Below are 19,045 nucleotides of genomic sequence, written 5' to 3'. Positions count from 1 at the left end.
TCTCATGTCCTTCCTGGAGTGCTGCCGAGATGGATCAGGAACCAGTCTGTCGCATGCCGGATCACCTGATCCATCGTGCCGGGCTCCTCGAACAGATGGCCCGCGCCATCGATGATGATGAGCCGCTTCTCGCAGGCGAGCGCGTCGAAGGCGCGTTCGTTCATGTCGATCACCGGCCCGTCGAGGCTTCCGACGAGGAGGAGGGTGGGGGCGCGAACCTCCGGCAGAACCTGCATGGCAAGATCGGGGCGGCCACCGCGTGATACGACCGCGCCTACGTCCGGCTCGGCGTAAGCTGCCTGCAGCGCCGCGCCGGCCCCCGTGCTCGCGCCGAAGTAGCCGACCGGCAGATGCGACGCCTCGGAAACCTCGGAGACCCAACGCTTTGCGGCGACGAGCCGATCAGCGAGGAGATCGATGTCGAAGACGTTGCGCCGGTCCTGTTCTTCGTCCGGTCGCAGGAGATCAACGAGAAGTGTCGCCAACCCCGCTTCCCGCAGTGCCGCCGCGACGCGATTGTTGCGAGGGCTGAAGCGCCCGCTTCCACTGCCATGGGCAAAGATCACGAGGCCACTCGCGCCGGAAGGGACGCCGAGAAAAGCCTCGATCCCCGGGGGCTCGATTCTTACGGATTGTACATCATCGGGTGTCGAGAAGGCCATTTGCTCACTCTCACAGCCGCAGCACGCGTTCTGGTGTCGTTTCGTCGCTAGATCCTGTTCGACCACCCCGATCCGGTATCCCCTGCCGGAGCATCCCGTGTGTTGGAGCGTCCTTTGTACATTCATTTGAACGCACGGCGCTCTCGGGGCATCGTCCCGGCCTCCCTCAGGAGTTGACGCACGTCGTCGAATCCCACGCCTTTCCAACCGCCCGCGGTCTTGTGCTCCAATCCGCGCAGAGGTCGATTGTTCCCCACTTCGATCCTGATAACCGTCCCATGAGCGGCTGACTGGCGCTTGCCGCCTCTGCCGAACCGCGCCGGTCCGGAGACGACCGCCCGGAACACTTTTCCTGAGCAGGTGTTTGGCGTGTGAGCGCGGCGCGGCGCGTGATGGACAAAGGCGCAAATCATGAACCCGAAGACTGAGATAATGCTGCACACCGGAAACAGGATGCCTGTTCTGGGGCTCGGCACATGGCAACTGACGGACGACACGGCCGAGACGATCGCAACTGCCTTGAAGCTGGGCTATCGAATGATCGACACGTCCGGAGATTACGGGACCCAGCCCGGCATCGCAGACGGCATCAACAGGAGCGGCATCGAACGCGCCGACTTCTACCTGGTCACGAAAGTCGAGGAAGTGGACGACGCCTATCAAGCGACGCGCAAAAATCTCGACGAATTGCAGCTGGACTATGCCGATCTCATGCTCATACACCGTCCGCCGCGAACAGGAGCGGGGGAAGATCTGTGGCGAGGCCTGATCCGGGCGAAAGAGGACGGCCTTGCGAAAGACATCGGCGTCAGCAACTTCTCGATTGACCTCATGGATGCGTTGATAGATGCGACGGGCGAGGTGCCAACGGTCAATCAGATCGAGTGGAGCCCGTTCGGGCACAGCGATGACATGCTGCGTTATGCGAAGGAAAAGCAGATCGTCATCCAGGCATACAGCCCCCTCACGCGCACCAAACGGCTGCGGGACGAGACTCTCACGAAGATTGCCGCGAAATACGGCAAATCGCCGACGCAAGTGCTGGTCCGATGGAACCTGCAGCGCGGGACAGTTCCCATTCCCAAAGCCAACCAGCGGCAACATCTGGAAGAGAACATCGATGTGTTTGATTTCGATCTCGGCGAAGGCGACCTGAAAACCCTTGATGGCCTGAACGAGCGCTACTCGTCGCTGGGAACGCTTCCCTATAGCTGAGCATCAAGTCCGCTTGGCGAAGGACAGAGCATCAGGAGCAACAATCGATGGCTGAACCCGGGCAGGAGCGCGAAACGGTCGTTCTGGAAGAGGGCGATATCTTCTTTCTGTATCGACCCCGGGTGGAGGAAGAGCATCCCTCGAGTATCGGTGACGTGCAACGGTTCGAGATGGTGCTCCGTCCGCACGGCGGCGAGAAGGTCCGGCTCCTGGTTGTCGGGCGAAAGCGACTGCCCGAAGCCGAGCGGCACGAACGCCACTGGGGTTTTGTGGAGGCGATAAGGCATTCGGCCAAGGACATTGAGAAAGAGCTTCGCGAGCGACGCTATGACACGGGCACACGGGGCGAGCGTCGGCAGCCGGCCGCGCGTCCCGCCGGGGAGGGCGTGTACGCAATCACGCTCGAAGACGGACAGATGCATCTCTCCTACGCGCTTGAGCTTCCCGAAAAACCCGGCGAGGTGCAGAAGGCCTTCAGGATCGCGCCGGAGGCGAGCTACGCGCTGTCGATCAAGAATCCGGAGAAGGGCAAGCCCGTCAATGCCGGGCTGCGCGAGGAGGATGAGGCCGACTATCCGGAGAAGCTGCAGGAGGAATTCAGAGGCCGGCGTTTTGCGCGCGAGGACATTCGCCTCCTCGATTTCGAGGGCGCGGAGTTCATCCTGATCGGGGCACGTTCAAATCCCGAGTCCGAATATGGTCTCGATCTCGGCGCAGAGCACGAGAACTATAAGCACGCGGAAACCATCCGCCGGCTGCGCATGGTCAAGTCCCGCCATCCGGTCAAGCCATTGCTTGAGGGCGGCTGGGCCTGAGCGGTCGGCATGCTCCTTGCCTGCCGTTCCGCGTCGGATCATCGTCGGTGTGGCTCACGAGTCGGCAACTGGCGCGCGCTTGCTTGCTCGACGCAGGGCATTTCATGCTAAATATTTGGAATTAGTGGTGCCGCTTACGTGACTCGAACACGTGACCCCATCATTACGAATGATGTGCTCTACCGACTGAGCTAAAGCGGCCCTGATGGTTCCGCGGATGGCCGCGGAACGAAGTGTGAGGCGCTGATAAACGCAAAGCGCCAAGATTTCAAGCCATCAGTTTCGAGAACTTGAAAATTCCTTGGCCGCATGAACATCGCGACGGGCACCGAGCCCGAGCCGGGTTCGCGCCGCGTCATATTCCCGTTCCAGCCGGTCGACGAGCTCAGCCACCGTGCCGATCTCGCGGACGGCGCCGATGCCTTGGCCGCAGCCCCAGATGTCCTTCCAGGCCTTGGCGCCTTCGGCGGCGCTGCCGAAGTCCATCTTCGACGGGTCCGCTTCCGGCAGCTTGTCTGGATCCATGCCGGCTGCGCTGATCGAGGGCTTGAGATAGTTGCCGTGAATGCCGGTGAAATAGTTGGAATAAACGATGTCGGCGGCGCTGCTGTCGACGATCATCTGCTTGTAGGCATCACTGGCGCGCGCCTCTTCGGTGGCGATGAAGGAGGAGCCGATATAGGCCATGTCCGCGCCCATTGCCTGCGCGGCGAGGATGGCGCCGCCGGTGGCGATTGCGCCGGAAAGCAGGAGCGGTCCGTCGAACCATGCGCGGATCTCCTGGATGAGCGCGAAAGGCGAGAGCGTTCCGGCATGGCCGCCGGCCCCGGCCGCCACCGCGATCAGGCCGTCGGCACCCTTGCGGATTGCCGAATTGGCGTGGCGGTTGTTGATGACGTCATGGAGCACGATGCCGCCATAGGAATGGATCGCTGCGTTTACTTCCGGCACCGCACCGAGCGACGAGATGACGATCGGCACCTTGTATTTGACGCAGAGCATCAGGTCTTGCTCGAGCCTGGCATTCGACTTGTGTACGATCTGGTTGACCGCGAATGGCGCTGCCGGCCGGTCGGGATGCTTGGCCTTGTGGTCGGCGAGCGTCTCGGTGATCTCCGCAAGCCACTCGTCCAGCTGCGATTGTGGACGAGCATTGAGGGCGGGAAAGGAACCGATGACGCCGGCTTTGCACTGCGCGATCGTCAGCCGGGGATGCGAGACGATGAAGAGCGGCGCGCCGACCACCGGCAGTCTCGTTGTTCCGGAAAGAATTGGCGGCAAAGGCATCAGGCTTCTCCATCCCTCATTGTTTGACGTTTGCGTAAACGTCAAACCAGATAACAGCAAACCGACGGACTTGCAAAGAGACGCATTTTACCCGTCGATCAGGTCCTCGTTCGATTTTCAACGCGGAAGTCCCTGGTGGTCTTACGGGCGGACTTGCAGATTCCGAAAGCAACGGTTACCCAATCGTTAATAAAACCAATGTCGTGGATCGGGAAGGGAACCATCCTCTCCTCCCAAGGATGGGAATACCCGCTTGGCCACGCCGCGCCGCTGCAGCGTCGCGTGTCTCGTTAGACGCGCAAAAGGTCGCTGTGGTGCTTTGAATTGCTGCATGTTTCCTTAAATCGGTACGATCTAGGGAAACATGCGGCAGGGCTTCGTTGTGCAGAAGGATTTGATGTGAGCGGACTCGAAACTGCGATCAGGAATGCACTGGAACGTTCCGACCGGACCAATGCGGAAATCCGCGCACGCATCTATCAGTCGGCCCGTCAGGCGCTGGAAAACGGACTGAAGAAGCAGCAGATCGAAGACCCGGATTTGATTGCGAAACAACGCCACCGGCTCGAAGCGGTCATTCATGCGATCGAGACCGAAGAACGCGCTGCGTTGCGGCGTGCCGCTGCGCCACCGGTCGTCAGCCTCGGTGAAGCAGGCGAGCGGGCGGCGCCGAATACGGCGGCTGCGGACCTTTCCGTTTCTGCCCGCCGCGAGCAGGCTCCCGGCGGACAAGGACGTGCGGCGCAAGGCGAAAGCGACCTCGGCGCCCTGCGCGCTGATCGCGACGACTCGCTCGCCTCGGGGCGGCCCGTCGCTACACCCGCATCTCCGCCGCCAGGCGGCAAGACGGCGCCCGCTGCACCTGATTTGGGCGCTGCCGACAAGCGCCCCCGCAAGCGCCGGCGCGGGCGCTTGCTTTCCTTCGCCATGGTCCTGGCAACGCTCGCGGCGGCAGCCGGCGCTGCTGTCTGGTGGATCCAGACCAACGACCTGCTGAAATCTCCGGCCGAGCGCGACACCAATGTCGCCAATCCGCCTGCCACGGTGGAATCGGAAGATTTCGAAGGCGCAGCACGGCTTCAGAACCTCGGCGCACAGGAAGGCTTCTCCGGCGATTGGGTCGAGGTTTTCACCGCGGCGAACGCCGCCGCCATCAAGCCTGGCGCGCGCGCCACCGTCGAGCCTTTGAACGACGAGGGCGGAGAGCGCGTGCGCGTGACGTCGGCGGTCGCCGGCAAGGATGGAGATCTCGTCTTCGAAATTCCCGCGGATATCCTCGAGCGGCTCCCGGGCAAATCATCGACACTGGCGCTCACGGTCCAGGCCGCGCCCGGCAAGACGGCGGAATTTTCCGTCGAATGCGACTTTTCTTCGCTCGGCGCTTGTGGCCGCCACCGGTTCACGGTGCATGACGAACGCCTCGACATGCTTTTCAAGGTTTCGTTCGAGCGGAGCCCCGCGCCAAGCGGCCCCGGCAGGCTCGTGCTCAATAGCGACGTCAGCGGAGCGGGCAACAGCCTGGATATTTTTGCGATCCGCGTTCTGCCGGGCCAGTGACGCGGTCAGGCGCTTCGCGGATCATTTCAGGAACCCCGGTCCGGAACCGACGATCTTGTCGTCGATCTCGCCGATAGCCGCCTTGTCCTTGCCGTCGTAATCCAGATTCTTGAGTATGTGGCGGATCAGGTTGATCCGGGCTCGGCGCTTGTCGTTGCCGCGGATGACAGTCCAGGGTGCATGGTCCGTGTGCGTCTCCTTGAGCATCCGGTCGCGCTTTTCGGTATAGTCGTCCCACTTGTTCAGTGCCGCGATGTCCATCGGCGACAGCTTCCAGATCTTCAGCGGATCATGCCGGCGGTCGTGGAAACGCTTCAATTGCATCTCCCGGCCGATATTGAGCCAGAACTTGAAGAGCTGGATGCCCTCGTCGGCGATCATCTTCTCGAAGCGGGGCGCCTGTTTGAGAAAATGCTCGTACTGCTCGGGCGTGCAGAAACCCATGACCGGTTCCACGCCGGCGCGGTTGTACCAGGAGCGATCGAAGAGTACGAATTCGCCGGCGGTCGGAAAAGTCGCCACGTAACGCTGGAAATACCATTGGCCGCGTTCGGTCTCGGTCGGCTTGGTAAGTGCGACGATGCGAGCGGAACGAGGGTTCATATAGGCCATTGTCGCGTGGATGGCGCCGCCCTTGCCGGCCGCGTCGCGCCCTTCGAAAACGGCCATCACGCGCTTGCCGGTAGCCTGCATCCAGAACTGGACCTTGACGAGTTCGATCTGAAGTTTCGTCAACGTTTCTTCGTACTCGTCCTCGTCGAGCTTCTTCTTGTAGGGGTAGTCGTCGGAAGAGAAGGCCTCGTCGTCGATCCATTTTGGCAGTTCAGGATTGTCGATATCGAAGATGCGGGACTTGCCGCCGATCCGCAATTCGACCGCCCGGCTCTCCGGTCTGGACTGGGCTGCCGCCGTTTCTGCCGCCATCTGCTCTGCCTCCCGCTGACGCTCGATTTCTTTGAAAGAGGCCATAATTGCGTTGCGGATTCAAGCATGTCGTGAAAATCATGTCATGAAGCAGCGCTATCTCTCTGCCTTCCCGGTGCATGATCAGGAGGGCGCAATTGAGTCATGAGGATGTTGTGTTGGACAATGCAAGGGTGCTCTGGCGGACCCTGCTGCCGAAGCTGAAGGCGGAACGGTGGGTTCTCGGCCTTTCGGTCTTGCTGGCCGTTCTCGCTACGCTCGCCGGTATTCATATCCTTGCCGTATTGCCGTTCTGGATCGTGCTTGCCGCGGCGCTGCTCAATCGCAGCGTGCCGTCCGTGCAGCCGGCTCCGGTAAGCGCCGTTGCGACCGAAAAGGGAAGGGACCCGCTGGTCCCGGCGCTGAACGCGCTCGACATGCCCGTGCTCGTCGTCGCGGCGGATGAAACCGTGCTCTTTCAGAACATTGCTGCCGAAAAGGCGTTCGGCACGATTCCCCCGAATAGCGACCTTTCCGCACGCGTCCGTTCGCCCGGCATTCTCGATATGGTTCGCGAGACCATCGCCACCGGTAAGATCAATCAGATCGAACACACCGAGAGGCTGCCGTCGGATGCTGTTTATGTCGTCAGGGTCGCACCCGCCGAGATTGAAGCCGATGCTTCGAGCCGGCGCATCTTCCTGCTGACCTATCGCGACATTTCGCAAGTGCGCCGCATCGACCGGATGCGCTCCGATTTCGTCGCCAATGCCAGCCATGAACTGCGCACGCCACTCGCCTCGCTGCGCGGCTTCATCGAAACGCTGCAGGGTCCGGCGCGCAACGACCTGAAGGCACAGGAGAGATTCTTCGGCATCATGCACGAGCAGGTCACCCGCATGAGCCGCCTCGTCGACGACCTCCTGTCGCTCTCCAGGCTCGAACTGAAGTCACATCTTGCCCCCGAGGACATGGTCGACCTGGCGCCGCTGCTCGGGCATGTGCGCGACAGCCTGCTGCCGCTCGCAACCGAGCTTGACGTCACGATCTCGCTCGATGTTCCTGATGCGCCGGTTTTTGTCCCGGGAGATCGCGACGAATTGATCGAGGTCTTCGAGAACCTGATCGAGAACGCGTGCAAGTACGGACAGGAAGGCAAGAAGGTGGACGTCCGGCTGACCGGAGATGAGGGCAAGCAGGCCGAGGTGACCGTCGAGGATTACGGGCGAGGCATTCCGGCCGAGCACGTACCGCGAATTACCGAACGTTTTTATCGCGTTAACGTGGAGGCGAGCCGCTCGAAAAAAGGCACCGGCCTGGGGCTCGCCATCGTCAAGCATATCCTCACGCGCCACCGTGCCCGTCTCCTAATTCATTCGGAGGTCGGGAAGGGTACGATCTTCACGGTCCGCTTCTGACACAAAACGTCGCCGGTTCATCGCGGATGTCGAAATTACGAAGCTTCTTCAATGACATAGACTGTCATAAATGTTTCACCGAATTGACATAAAAGGTGTGACCATCGGCGGCTAACTAGGGGCGGCCGATCATACGGCGAAGAGAGCGCTGGAACTGAAGCGCACCAACACAAGCCCATTCCGGGAGAACATCTATGAAAGCTCTTAAACTCACTGTAGCGGCGCTGGTCGCCTCCGCCGCGTTCGCGGGCACCGCAGCGGCTCGCGACCAGGTTCAGGTCGCTGGCTCGTCGACCGTTCTTCCCTACGCAAAGATCGTCGCCGAAACCTTCGGTGAGACCTTCCCCGACTTCAAGACGCCGGTTGTCGAGTCCGGCGGCTCGTCTGCCGGCCTCAAGGAATTCTGCAAGGGCGTCGGCGAAGACACGATCGATGTCGCCAACTCCTCGCGCAAGATCAAGGACAGCGAAATCGAAGCCTGCAAGGCTGCCGGCGTGACCGAGATCCAGGAAGTCAAGATCGGTTATGACGGCATCGTCTTCGCGACCGATGCTGGCAACGCCGACCTCGCCCTGAAGCCGGAGCATCTCTACAAGGCACTCGCAGCTGAAGTCGTCGTCGACGGCAAGCTCGTTGCCAACCCGTACAAGAAGTGGTCGGAAGTCGACGCTTCGCTTCCGGACGCCGAAATCGCTGCCTTCATCCCAGGCCAGAAGCACGGCACGCGCGAAGTCTTCGAGGAGAAGATCCTCGCTGAAGGCTGCAAGGAAGCCGGCGCCCAGGACGTCATCAAGGCAGCCGTCAGCGATGCCAAGGAACAGCTCGCCAAGTGCGTTGCAGTTCGCAAGGACGGCATGGCTGTCGACATCGACGGCGACTACACCGAAACGCTCGCCCGTATCGCTTCCAACAAGAGCGGCATCGGCGTATTCGGCCTTTCGTTCTACGAGAACAACGCCGACAAGCTGAAGGTCGCGACCGTCAACGGCGTCGTTCCCTCGACGGAAACGATCGCTTCGGGCGAATACCCAGTTTCCCGTCCGCTGTTCTTCTACGTCAAGAAGGCCCATATGGGCGTTGTTCCCGGCCTCAAGGAATACGTCGAATTCTTCATCGACGACCAGATGATCGGCCCGGACAGCCCGCTCGCCGAATACGGCCTCGTTTCTGCTCCGGACGCCGAGCGTGAAGAAATACGCAAGGCTTTCGAAGCCGGCAACATGCTCTAATTAAAGACACGCCCCGGCGCGACCTGGTGTCGCGTCGGGGCATGCGTTCATTTGATTTTGCCGGCGGCCATGGCGGTCTTTGCCGGGGAGACGTGCTGATGAGTACTTCGCTCCTTCTTTTGATCATAGTTTTGATTGGTTTCATTGCCTATTTTGCCGGCCGTGCGCGCTCGCTCGCGCAGTCCGGCGGTAAATTCGCGGACCTGCACTCCTTGCCCGGCTATCATGGCAGCTACGTCGCCATCTGGGCGATGCTGCCGGCGGCACTTGTGCTTGCCACCTGGCTGATCGCATCGCCGCTTTACATCGATTCCAGTGTCCGTTCGGCTCTTCCCGAGGCGGTAAAGAGCCAGGGCGCTGCAACGGTTCAGCTCGCACTCGGTCAGGTGAAATCGGTTGCCGGCGGCCTCGTTCGCCTGGACGCGTCTGAACTCGCCGCGCTTGAAAATGGTTCGGCCAACCTGCGCGAAACGCTTGCCGCCAAGGGCGTAGCGCTGGCGGGAGAAGGCGAACCGTACATGATTGGGGCAGCACAGCAGTTCAACGCCATGCGGACCTACAGTCGCTGGCTGATGAGCGCGGTCGTGCTGTTCGTTGCCGTTGCTGGCGGTGTGTATGCCATCCGCAACATCAGCACCCGCTTCCGCGCCCGCAATCGGGTGGAGCGCGTAATGCTCGCTTCGCTGATCGTTGCGTCCTCGATTGCCATTCTCACCACCATCGGTATCGTCGCTTCGATGTTGTCGGAGGCGGGCCGGTTCTTCAGCATGGTATCGCCCGCCGAGTTCTTCTTCGGCACGGTGTGGGACCCCCGTTTCGCGGCCGCCGGCAGCGGCGGCGCATCGGGCCAGTTCGGCCTCCTGCCGCTTCTCGGAGGCACGCTCTATATCGCCTTAGTCGCCATGCTGTTTGCAGTGCCCATTGGTCTCTTCGCGGCGATATACATGGCAGAATACGCAAGCCCGCGGCTGCGTTCGACGGCGAAGCCGCTCCTTGAAGTGCTCGCCGGCATCCCGACGATCGTCTACGGCTTCTTTGCGCTCGTCACGGTCGGACCGTTCCTGCGCGATATCTCGACGCAACTGAACGGCCTCCTCACCGGCAACTACCAGAACTTCATCCAGGCGCAGAGCGTACTGACGGCTGGCATCGTCATGGGCATCATGCTGATCCCCTTCGTATCGTCGCTCTCCGATGACATCATCACGCAGGTTCCGCGTGCATTGCGCGACGGCTCGCTCGGACTTGGGGCAACGCGTTCAGAGACGGTGAAGAAGGTCATCCTGCCCGCCGCACTGCCCGGCATTGTCGGTGCGCTGCTCCTGACGGCATCACGCGCGGTTGGCGAGACGATGATCGTCGTGCTTGCAGCGGGGGTGGCGGCGCGCATGCAACTGACGCCTTTCGAGCCGATGACGACGGTCACGGTGAAGATCGTTCACCAGCTGACGGGTGACCTGGAATTCACGTCGCCCCAGACGCTGGTCGCCTTCGCGCTCGGCATCACGCTCTTCGTCATCACGCTCTGCCTCAACATCTACGCGCTCTATATCGTGCGCAAATATCGGGAACAGTACGAATGACCGACCTTGCTTCGCCGACGGTAAGGGTCTCGACCCGTCCTGCCGAAACCCGCCGCGATATCGGTATCAAGCGCCGCTATGCTGCCGAGCGCCGTTTCCGGGCCTATGGCATCAGCGCCATCGTCCTCGGTCTGTTCTTCCTCGCGGTCCTCGTCTCGACGGTCGTTTCGAAGGGCTACACTGCATTCCTGCAGACGACGATCACGCTGCCGATCGAGTTTTCCGAAAAGGTCATCGATCCTAAAAACGAGCGCGCGACCGACGCCAAGCAGCTGATGACGGCAAACTATCCGTTGCTCGTTCGCGATGCGCTTGTGAAGCAACTCGGGCTCGACGCGACGAAGCGGCCTCTGGTCAAGCAGGCGACCGATATGATCTCCGCCAGCGCACGCACGCAGCTGCGCAACATCGTCGTCGCGGATCCGTCGATCATCGGCAAAACGGTGCCGGTGACGCTGCTTGCCGAAGCGAACATCGATTCCGCTTTCAAGGGCCAGATCGACCTGTCGGTCGCTGAAACCAACCGCAAGGTCAAGGACCGGCAGGTTGCGTGGATGAACGAGCTCGCCGATGCGGGCATACTCAAGACGAGCTTCAACACGGGTATCTTCACATTCGGCGCATCGAGCCGTCCGGAAGCGGCGGGCGTTGGCGTTGCCCTGATCGGCTCTCTCTACATGATGCTGATCGTTCTGGTTCTGTCGCTGCCGATCGGCGTGGCCGCCTCGATCTATCTCGAGGAGTTCGCACCAAAGAACCGGCTTACCGACCTGATCGAAGTCAACATCAACAACCTCGCGGCCGTACCGTCGATCGTCTACGGCCTTCTCGGCCTCGCCGTGTTTATAAATTTCGCCGGCATGCCGCGTTCGGCCGCGCTCGTAGGCGGTTTCGTGCTGACGCTGATGACGCTGCCGACGATCATCATCGCCACGCGGGCGGCTCTCAAGGCCGTTCCACCGTCGATCCGTTCCGCCGCGCTCGGTCTCGGCGCATCGAAGATGCAAACGATTTTCCATCACGTGTTGCCGCTTGCCATGCCTGGCATCCTGACCGGAACGATCATCGGCCTTGCGCACGCCCTCGGCGAAACCGCGCCGCTCTTGTTGATCGGCATGGTCGCCTTCGTGGTTGATTTTCCGGGATCGCCGCTGGAGCCGTCCACGGCCCTGCCCGTGCAGATCTATATGTGGGCGAACGAGGCGGAGCGCGCCTTTGTCGAGCGGACGTCCGGGGCGATCATCATTCTCTTGATCTTCCTGGTCTTCATGAACCTGGGCGCAATTCTCTTGCGGCGTCGCTTTGAGCGCCGCTGGTAGTGGGGTAAGGACTATGAACATGATGTCGGAAGCTGCAGTGGAAAAGGCTCTGGACCTGAAAATGAACACGGTGCCCTACAAGATGATCGGCAAGGATGTGTCGGTCTATTACGGCGAGAAGCGCGCGCTCTTCGACGTCAATCTCAACATCCGTGAAAACACCGTGACAGCCCTGATCGGTCCATCGGGCTGCGGCAAGTCGACGTTCCTGCGCACCTTGAACCGCATGAACGATACGATCGAGAATTGCCGGGTGACCGGCAAGATCACGCTCGACGAGGACGATATTTACGATCCGAGCATCGACGTCGTGGAGCTGCGCGCCCGTGTCGGCATGGTGTTCCAGAAGCCGAACCCGTTCCCGAAATCGATCTACGAGAACGTCGCCTACGGTCCTCGTATTCATGGTCTCGCCCGAACGAAAGCGGAATTCGATGAGGTCGTCGAAACGAGCCTGCAAAAGGCTGGCCTTTTCAATGAGGTCAAAGATCGGCTGCAAGAGCCGGGCACCGGCCTCTCCGGCGGCCAGCAGCAGCGCCTCTGCATCGCGCGTGCCGTTGCGGTCAGCCCCGAAGTGATCCTGATGGACGAGCCCTGCTCGGCGCTCGATCCGATCGCCACCGCGAAAGTCGAGGAGCTCATTCACGAGCTGCGTGCGAATTTCACGATCGTCATCGTGACCCATTCGATGCAGCAGGCCGCGCGTGTGTCGCAACGCACCGCCATGTTCCACCTCGGCAATCTCGTCGAGGAGAACGACACCGACAAGATGTTCACCAATCCGGATGACCAGCGCACGCAGGACTACATTATGGGTCGGTTCGGCTAAAGTGGTTTCCAACCCTTACGATCGATGAAGGTCCGTCCAGAACAGCGCGCGCCTTGAGGAAACGAAAATGACTCATGCACACATAATGTCCGCCTTCGACGAGGAGTTGAAGTATCTCACGCGCCGGATCTCCGAGATGGGCGGGCTTGCCGAGCAGATGGTGGCGGACTCTGTCCGGGCGCTGGTGAACTCGGATCTGGCCTTGGCGCAGAAGGTGATTTCGGACGACGCGATCCTCGACGACGCCGAGCGTCAGATCGGCGAGAAGGCGATCGTCACCATCGCCAAGCGTCAGCCAATGGCGTCGGATCTCCGCGAGATCATGGGGTCGATCCGGATTGCCGCCGATTTGGAGCGTGTCGGCGACCTCGGCAAGAATACCGCCAAACGCGTGATCGCGGTCGCCGGATCCGGCATTCCGCGCAAGCTCGCGCGTGGCCTGGAGCATCTTGCGGAGCTGGCCTTGGTCCAGCTCAAGGAAGTGCTCGACGTCTATGCCTCCCGTTCGCCGGAAAAGGCGAACAGCATCCGCGAGCGCGATGAAGAGATCGACGCGATCTACACGTCGCTTTTCCGCGAGTTGCTGACCTATATGATGGAAGATCCGCGCAACATCACGCCGTGCACGCATCTTCTCTTCTGCGCCAAGAACATCGAGCGTATCGGCGACCATGCGACCAACATCGCCGAAACGATCTATTACATGGCGACGGGTGCTCAGCCGCAAGGCGAACGGCCGAAGGACGACACGACGTCGTCGCTGGGCTCCGTGACGGACTAGAGCAATTCCAGGACAACGGTTTTTCGTCCGGAGTTGCGTCGTTCAGAGATTTAGGTCGTTTCACTGTTTCAATGAAACGACCTAGGGCGCCCGATACCCGCATGCGCAGGTGCATGCGTTAATCTTGTCCCGGTCGCGAGTATTCGCGCCCGTATTGTGCCGCGGTGGCATGACGGCACCCGCGCGTGGGAAGGAGCATGACCGAATGTTGCCGAAGATCGCTGTTGTCGAGGACGAGGAGGCGCTGAGCGTCCTCCTGCGCTACAATCTCGAGGCCGAAGGATTCGACGTCGATACGATCCTGCGTGGAGACGAGGCTGAAATCCGCCTTCAGGAGCGGTTGCCCGATCTGTTGATCCTCGACTGGATGCTGCCCGGGGTGTCCGGCATCGAACTTTGCCGCCGGCTGCGGCAGAGGCCGGAAACGGAGCGCCTGCCCATTATCATGCTGACTGCGCGCGGCGAGGAAAGCGAGCGGGTTCGTGGTCTCGCCACCGGCGCGGACGACTATGTCGTAAAGCCGTTCTCTACGCCGGAACTGATGGCAAGGGTGAAGGCGATGCTGCGGCGCGCCAAGCCCGAGGTACTTTCGACGCTCTTGCGCTGCGGCGACATCGAGCTCGATCGCGAGACGCACCGGGTCCACAGGCGCAGCCGCGAGGTTCGGCTCGGACCGACGGAGTTCCGGCTGCTGGAGTTCCTGATGTCCTCTCCGGGGCGCGTCTTCTCCCGTTCACAGCTTCTCGACGGCGTGTGGGGCCATGACATCTATGTCGACGAACGCACCGTGGACGTGCATGTCGGCCGTCTGCGCAAGGCGCTGAACTTTTCGAACATGCCCGATGTTATTCGCACCGTGCGCGGTGCCGGCTATTCACTTGAAAGCTGAAGGCCGCTGTTGTCCGCTTTCTGCAGACATAAAAGGGGCCCTTGGGCCCCTTTTCATTTGCGTTCGCAAGAACCGATCAGCGCATCCGCCGGCGCTCGCCGGAAGGCTGATAGGCGAGCCGCGTGTGATAGCTGCAATAGGGTGACGATTCCGGCGAGTCATTGCCGCAGAAATGGAACTCTTCCTTCAAAGGGTCGCCGATCGGCCACTTGCAGGTGCGCTCGCTGAGCTCCGTCAGGCCGAGGCGGCGGGACATCGGAACGACGACGTTGGGTGCGTGTTCAAGGTCCTGATCCGCGACGAGATCTACTTCGATCTCTTCCTTGAGCACCGTGGCACCAGCGGTGCGGGTGACGGTGCGGGTTGTGACACGCGCGGCGTAATTCGGCGCGCGGGGAGCGGAAGTGGTGCGCTTCGGGCGTGCGGCAGTGGTTGTGCCGCCGGCCTTGGCCCGCCCCGGCAGGCTCAGCCGGTGAACCTTGCCGATGACGGCATTACGGCTGACGCCACCCAGTTGTGCCGCGATCTGGCTGGCGCTCAGGCCTTCCGACCACAGCTTCTTCAGTTTCTCCACCCGCTCGTCAGTCCAGTTCATTCTGCACTCTCCGTTCTCGGCGTTGGATGGCAGAATCCATCACCATGCTCCGGAAAAACTCCGGAGCTGCAACGCGATAACTCTTTTGGTGACTAGGTCCGCCGCATGCGTCTAGTAATTGAATATTAACCTACTGGCAGGGTGACTCCGTGGCAAGAGTCGCGGGAATCGCGCCGAATCGATTTCGGGGTTTTCCCCAACTTGCTCGCTGGCCGTTGCATTTTTGCAAGCCCTCGCCGGACGTTTTTTCGCGCGTCGGAATCTACGCCTTCAGGTCCGTTGCAAGCCTTGGTTTTGTTGACATTGCAGTGCGAAATAGGAATAGTGCCTGCGCCGCCGAAAGGCGGCATTTTTGATTTTTATCGGATGCGATCAACCGATACCGATGCCAACAGGACGGAAGGAGAAGTTCGCCATGGCCGCAACAACGCCGCTCTACGACACCTATATGCGCGCGCCGTTGCGTTTCGAGCGAGGCGAGGGCGTCTGGCTTATTGCCGAAGACGGCTCGCGCTATCTCGATTTTGCCGCCGGCGTCGCCGTGAACTCGCTTGGCCATGCACATCCGCACCTCGTCGAGGCGCTGAAGGCGCAGGCGGACAAGGTCTGGCATCTTTCCAACCTCTACGAGGTTCCCGGGCAGGAAAGCCTGGCCCGCCGGCTGACCGCCGTGACCTTCGCGGACCGCGTGTTCTTCACCAATTCGGGTGCGGAAGCGCTCGAATGCGCGATCAAGACTGCGCGCCGCTATCATTTCGCCAAAGGGCATCCGGAAAAGTTCCATATCATCACCTTCGAAGGCGCCTTCCATGGCCGCACGATAGCGACGATCGCGGCCGGCGGCCAACAGAAGTACATCGAGGGTTTCGGGCCAAAGGCGCCAGGCTTCTATCAGGTTCCTTTCGGCGACCTCGCTGCGGTCAAGGATGCGATCAATGACGAGACGGCGGCGATCCTGATCGAACCGATCCAGGGCGAGGGCGGCATTCGCCTGGCCAGCAAGGAATTTCTGCAGGAGTTGCGGGCGCTTTGCGACGAGTTCGGCCTGCTGCTGATCCTCGACGAGGTTCAGTGCGGCGTCGGGCGGACTGGCAAGCTCTTCGCCCATGAATGGGCCGGCATCCGGCCCGACATCATGGCGGTCGCGAAGGGCATCGGCGGCGGCTTTCCTCTGGGCGCGTGCCTTTCGACCGAAGAAGCGGCCGCTGGCATGGTCACGGGGACGCACGGATCGACCTATGGCGGCAATCCGCTGGCAATGGCGGTCGGCAACGCGGTCCTCGACGTTGTTCTCGCCGACGGCTTCCTGGACCAGCTGCGCGACGTCGCTCTCGTTTTCCGGCAGGGGCTTGCGTCGCTCAAGGACCGTTCTCCGGATGTGATCGAGGAAATCCGCGGGGACGGACTGATGCTCGGGATCAAGGCAAAGGTGCCCTCGGCCGATCTGTTGAAAGCAATCCGCGCGGAGAAGCTGCTTGTAGTTCCGGCCGGCGAAAACGTGCTGCGCCTGTTGCCGCCGTTGATCACCACTGCCGCCGAAGCCCGAGAAGGGCTCGCAAGGCTTGAGCGTGCCGCCGAAGCGGTCAGAAGCAACAGCGGCAATGCGGCGGCCTGAACGGCCTGACTTTCACGACAGGAATTTTGAGTGATGACCGGTACCAGACACTTTCTCGATCTTTCGGCGATGACGGCTGCCGACTTGAGGACGATCATTGACGACGCCCGCGTTCGCAAGACGGCGACCAAAGCGGGCACCGCTGAACGGCCGCTTGCCGGCAAGGTGCTCGCGATGATTTTCGAGAAGCCCTCCACCCGCACGCGCATCTCCTTTGACGTCGGCATGCGCCAGCTCGGTGGCGAGACGCTGTTTCTTTCCGGAACCGAAATGCAGCTTGGCCGGGCCGAAACGATCGGCGATACGGCAAAGGTTCTTTCGCGCTATGTCGACGCCATCATGATCCGCACGACAAATCATCGCCGGCTGTTGGAACTTGCCGAACACGCTACGGTGCCGGTCATCAATGGATTGACCGATGATACGCATCCCTGCCAGATCATGGCAGATATCATGACGTTCGAGGAGCATCGCGGGCCCGTCAAGGGCAAGACGATCGCCTGGGCGGGCGATGGCAACAACGTGCTCCATTCGCTGGTCGAAGGCTCGGCGCGTTTCGGATATCGCATGAACATGGCGGTGCCGCTCGGTTCCGAGCCGCAGGACAAGTTCCTCAACTGGGCGCGCAGCAATGGCGGTGAGATCCTGCTTTGCCATGAGGCCGAGGAGGCCGTCGCGGGAGCCAATTGCGTCGTCACCGACACCTGGGTATCGATGAACCAGGAGCACCGCGCCCGCGGCCACAATGTTTTCCAGCCCTACCAGGTCAATGGGGCATTGATGAAGCACGCCGCGCCGGACGCACTGTTCATGCACTGCCTGCCGGCGCACCGTGGCGAAGAGGTGACGGACGAGGTCATCGACGGCCCACAATCGGTTGTTTTCGACGAGGCGGAGAACCGGTTGCATGCACAGAAATCGATCCTTGCCTGGTGCATGGGCGTCGTCTGACGAGCGCGGTACCCGTCTTTTGACGGCATTCCGCCCTGATCCGAAGACCCGGTCGTTTGGGGTGGTCCTGGAATGGCCGGTTCGGGACCGTCGGAGACCGGAAGCCTGTGGAACCGGGGTGCCTATTGAATTTTCCGCGCTGAAACACAATTTACGCGGCATGAGGCCGGCTCCGGTCATGCTGCCGGATAGTGGCCGCCAATCAGTCATTGTGCATTGTGAGCGCGTGCCGCGCACCGTCGGAATGCACGTGCCTTCTGGACAAATCCGATCGCGACAGGGTCAAATGAAATAACGGGCAGGCTGCGCCGGGGTATCTATGTCCCCACGCACCTCGCCCGCCATGCAAGGAGCAAGATATGACAGAAACAGCGCGGGGGCTTGGCGAGTTCGATTTTGCCGGCGACGACCATGTCGTGCCCTTCCAGGTCGAGGGGCTCGACGTGCGCGGGCGCGCCGTGCAGCTCGGCCCTATGCTCGATGCCATCCTGGAGCGGCACAGTTATCCGCTGCCGGTGGCGCGGCTGGTCGCAGAGACGGTGGTGCTGACGGTACTGCTCGGCACGTCGCTGAAGTTCGAGGGCAAGCTGATCGTTCAGACTCAGGGCGACGGTCCGGTCGATCTCGTCGTGGCGGACTTTTCCACGCCGGACCGGGTCCGGGCCTACGCCCGTTACAGCCAGGAGGCCCTGGCCGCCGCGGAGGAGGGGGGGCGCACGCAGCCCCACGAACTCCTTGGCAGGGGCGTTCTTGCCTTCACCATCGACCAGGGCGCCCACATGCAGCGCTACCAGGGTATTGTCGAACTCGACGGTGCAACGCTCGAGGAAATCGCCGGTGTCTATTTCCGCCAGTCGGAGCAGATCCCGACCAAGGTGCGTCTTGGTGTCGCCGAGCTTCTCGATCGCGACGAAAACGGCAAGCCGCGGCACCGCTGGCGCGCCGGCGGCATGGTCGCCCAGTTCCTGCCGGACGCCCCCGAACGCATGCGCCAGCCGGACCTTCCGGGCGGCGACGGCGACGAGGGGGAGGAGACGTTCCACCTCTTTGAGGAAGATGATCTCTGGTCGGAGGCGAAGGTGATGGTCGAGACGATCGACACCGACGAGCTGACCGACCCGACCGTCGGAACGGAAAGGCTGCTCTATCGGCTGTTCCACGAACGCGGGGTCCGTGTCTATCAGCCGCAAGCGGTCTATGATCGCTGCAGCTGCTCGCGCGAGAAGATCCGCGGGGTGTTGGCGGGGCTCGACAGCGATGACATCGAAAGCAGCATCGAAGACGGCGTGATCAAGGTGACGTGCGAGTTCTGCTCCACCACCTATCGTTTCGAGGCGAGCGAGGTGCGTCCCCAGTGATGTGCCTTAGCTGATGCGTTTTGGCTACCGGGGCCGCAC

General features: G+C 61.5%; 17 protein-coding genes and 1 tRNA gene. 13 read left to right on the top strand and 5 right to left on the bottom strand.

All coding sequences use genetic code 11. The features are described from left to right. Positions 1 to 2: 2 nt before the first annotated feature. The gene (locus ILFOPFJJ_RS13420; protein WP_173511024.1) at positions 3 to 662 is read right to left on the bottom strand and encodes a dienelactone hydrolase family protein; all 660 of its coding nucleotides are present in this window, start codon (positions 660 to 662) and stop codon (positions 3 to 5) included. Between the two features lie 411 nt (positions 663 to 1,073). Between ILFOPFJJ_RS13420 and ILFOPFJJ_RS13415 the strand changes: the two genes are divergently transcribed. Together ILFOPFJJ_RS13415 and ILFOPFJJ_RS13410 are read left to right on the top strand one after the other, a co-directional pair. Beyond that, a complete protein-coding gene (locus ILFOPFJJ_RS13415) occupies positions 1,074 to 1,877 on the top strand; it encodes an aldo/keto reductase (protein ID WP_246299604.1) in 804 nt (267 codons plus the stop codon). Positions 1,878 to 1,924: 47 nt separating this feature from the next. Further along, positions 1,925 to 2,692, top strand: coding sequence for a hypothetical protein (locus tag ILFOPFJJ_RS13410; protein ID WP_173511023.1), 768 nt, complete (start codon positions 1,925 to 1,927; stop codon positions 2,690 to 2,692). Positions 2,693 to 2,817: 125 nt separating this feature from the next. Here the strand turns inward: ILFOPFJJ_RS13410 and ILFOPFJJ_RS13405 are convergent. Further along, positions 2,818 to 2,893, bottom strand: a tRNA-Thr gene (locus ILFOPFJJ_RS13405). Between the two features lie 75 nt (positions 2,894 to 2,968). Next, entirely contained in the window at positions 2,969 to 3,979 is a 1,011-nt protein-coding gene (locus ILFOPFJJ_RS13400) for an NAD(P)H-dependent flavin oxidoreductase (RefSeq protein ID WP_173511022.1), read from the bottom strand. A 399-nt stretch (positions 3,980 to 4,378) separates the two neighbouring features. On the opposite strand from ILFOPFJJ_RS13400, the gene ILFOPFJJ_RS13395 reads away from it, so the two are divergent. Next, a complete protein-coding gene (locus tag ILFOPFJJ_RS13395) occupies positions 4,379 to 5,536 on the top strand; it encodes a biotin transporter BioY (RefSeq protein ID WP_173511021.1) in 1,158 nt (385 codons plus the stop codon). A 21-nt stretch (positions 5,537 to 5,557) separates the two neighbouring features. Here ILFOPFJJ_RS13395 and ppk2 read toward each other — a convergent pair whose 3' ends face one another. After that, a complete protein-coding gene (ppk2, locus tag ILFOPFJJ_RS13390; protein ID WP_173511020.1) occupies positions 5,558 to 6,460 on the bottom strand; it encodes a polyphosphate kinase 2 in 903 nt (300 codons plus the stop codon). A gap of 119 nt (positions 6,461 to 6,579) precedes the next feature. Between ppk2 and phoR the strand changes: the two genes are divergently transcribed. The 7 genes from phoR to phoB all read left to right on the top strand — a co-directional run bounded on the left by phoR (position 6,580) and on the right by phoB (position 14,487). Beyond that, the gene (gene phoR, locus ILFOPFJJ_RS13385) at positions 6,580 to 7,857 is read left to right on the top strand and encodes a phosphate regulon sensor histidine kinase PhoR (protein WP_376741413.1); all 1,278 of its coding nucleotides are present in this window, start codon (positions 6,580 to 6,582) and stop codon (positions 7,855 to 7,857) included. Between the two features lie 194 nt (positions 7,858 to 8,051). Then, entirely contained in the window at positions 8,052 to 9,086 is a 1,035-nt protein-coding gene (locus tag ILFOPFJJ_RS13380; protein ID WP_173511018.1) for a substrate-binding domain-containing protein, read from the top strand. Between the two features lie 98 nt (positions 9,087 to 9,184). Further along, complete coding sequence (gene pstC, locus ILFOPFJJ_RS13375) at positions 9,185 to 10,669, top strand: phosphate ABC transporter permease subunit PstC (protein ID WP_173511017.1); 1,485 nt, start codon at positions 9,185 to 9,187, stop codon at positions 10,667 to 10,669. Beyond that, entirely contained in the window at positions 10,666 to 11,988 is a 1,323-nt protein-coding gene (pstA, locus tag ILFOPFJJ_RS13370; RefSeq protein WP_173511016.1) for a phosphate ABC transporter permease PstA, read from the top strand. The genes pstC and pstA overlap by 4 nt, the downstream gene beginning before the upstream one ends. Before the next feature lie 13 nt (positions 11,989 to 12,001). After that, complete coding sequence (gene pstB / locus ILFOPFJJ_RS13365; protein WP_173511015.1) at positions 12,002 to 12,817, top strand: phosphate ABC transporter ATP-binding protein PstB; 816 nt, start codon at positions 12,002 to 12,004, stop codon at positions 12,815 to 12,817. Positions 12,818 to 12,884: 67 nt separating this feature from the next. Next, a complete protein-coding gene (gene phoU / locus ILFOPFJJ_RS13360; protein WP_173511014.1) occupies positions 12,885 to 13,598 on the top strand; it encodes a phosphate signaling complex protein PhoU in 714 nt (237 codons plus the stop codon). A 205-nt stretch (positions 13,599 to 13,803) separates the two neighbouring features. Next, positions 13,804 to 14,487: a phosphate regulon transcriptional regulator PhoB gene (gene phoB / locus ILFOPFJJ_RS13355; RefSeq protein WP_034797168.1), complete on the top strand. Its 684-nt coding sequence runs from the start codon at positions 13,804 to 13,806 to the stop codon at positions 14,485 to 14,487. A 76-nt stretch (positions 14,488 to 14,563) separates the two neighbouring features. Here phoB and ILFOPFJJ_RS13350 read toward each other — a convergent pair whose 3' ends face one another. Then, positions 14,564 to 15,082 carry a GcrA family cell cycle regulator gene (locus ILFOPFJJ_RS13350; protein WP_173511013.1) on the bottom strand — a complete coding sequence of 173 codons (519 nt, stop codon included), beginning with the start codon at positions 15,080 to 15,082 and terminating at the stop codon, positions 14,564 to 14,566. A gap of 415 nt (positions 15,083 to 15,497) precedes the next feature. On the opposite strand from ILFOPFJJ_RS13350, the gene ILFOPFJJ_RS13345 reads away from it, so the two are divergent. The 3 genes from ILFOPFJJ_RS13345 to ILFOPFJJ_RS13335 all read left to right on the top strand — a co-directional run bounded on the left by ILFOPFJJ_RS13345 (position 15,498) and on the right by ILFOPFJJ_RS13335 (position 19,006). Next, positions 15,498 to 16,697, top strand: a complete 1,200-nt coding sequence (locus ILFOPFJJ_RS13345) for an aspartate aminotransferase family protein (RefSeq protein WP_173511012.1) — start codon at positions 15,498 to 15,500, stop codon at positions 16,695 to 16,697. 33 nt (positions 16,698 to 16,730) lie between these two features. Continuing rightward, on the top strand, positions 16,731 to 17,648 hold the full coding sequence (gene argF, locus ILFOPFJJ_RS13340; RefSeq protein WP_173511011.1) for an ornithine carbamoyltransferase: 918 nt from the start codon (positions 16,731 to 16,733) through the stop codon (positions 17,646 to 17,648). A gap of 359 nt (positions 17,649 to 18,007) precedes the next feature. Further along, a complete protein-coding gene (locus tag ILFOPFJJ_RS13335) occupies positions 18,008 to 19,006 on the top strand; it encodes an Hsp33 family molecular chaperone (RefSeq protein WP_173511010.1) in 999 nt (332 codons plus the stop codon). Positions 19,007 to 19,045: the final 39 nt, after the last annotated feature.

Origin of the sequence: Sinorhizobium psoraleae, from assembly GCF_013283645.1 — a bacterium.
Lineage (GTDB): Bacteria > Pseudomonadota > Alphaproteobacteria > Rhizobiales > Rhizobiaceae > Sinorhizobium > Sinorhizobium psoraleae.
This window is presented reverse-complemented; position numbering and strand designations above follow the sequence as displayed.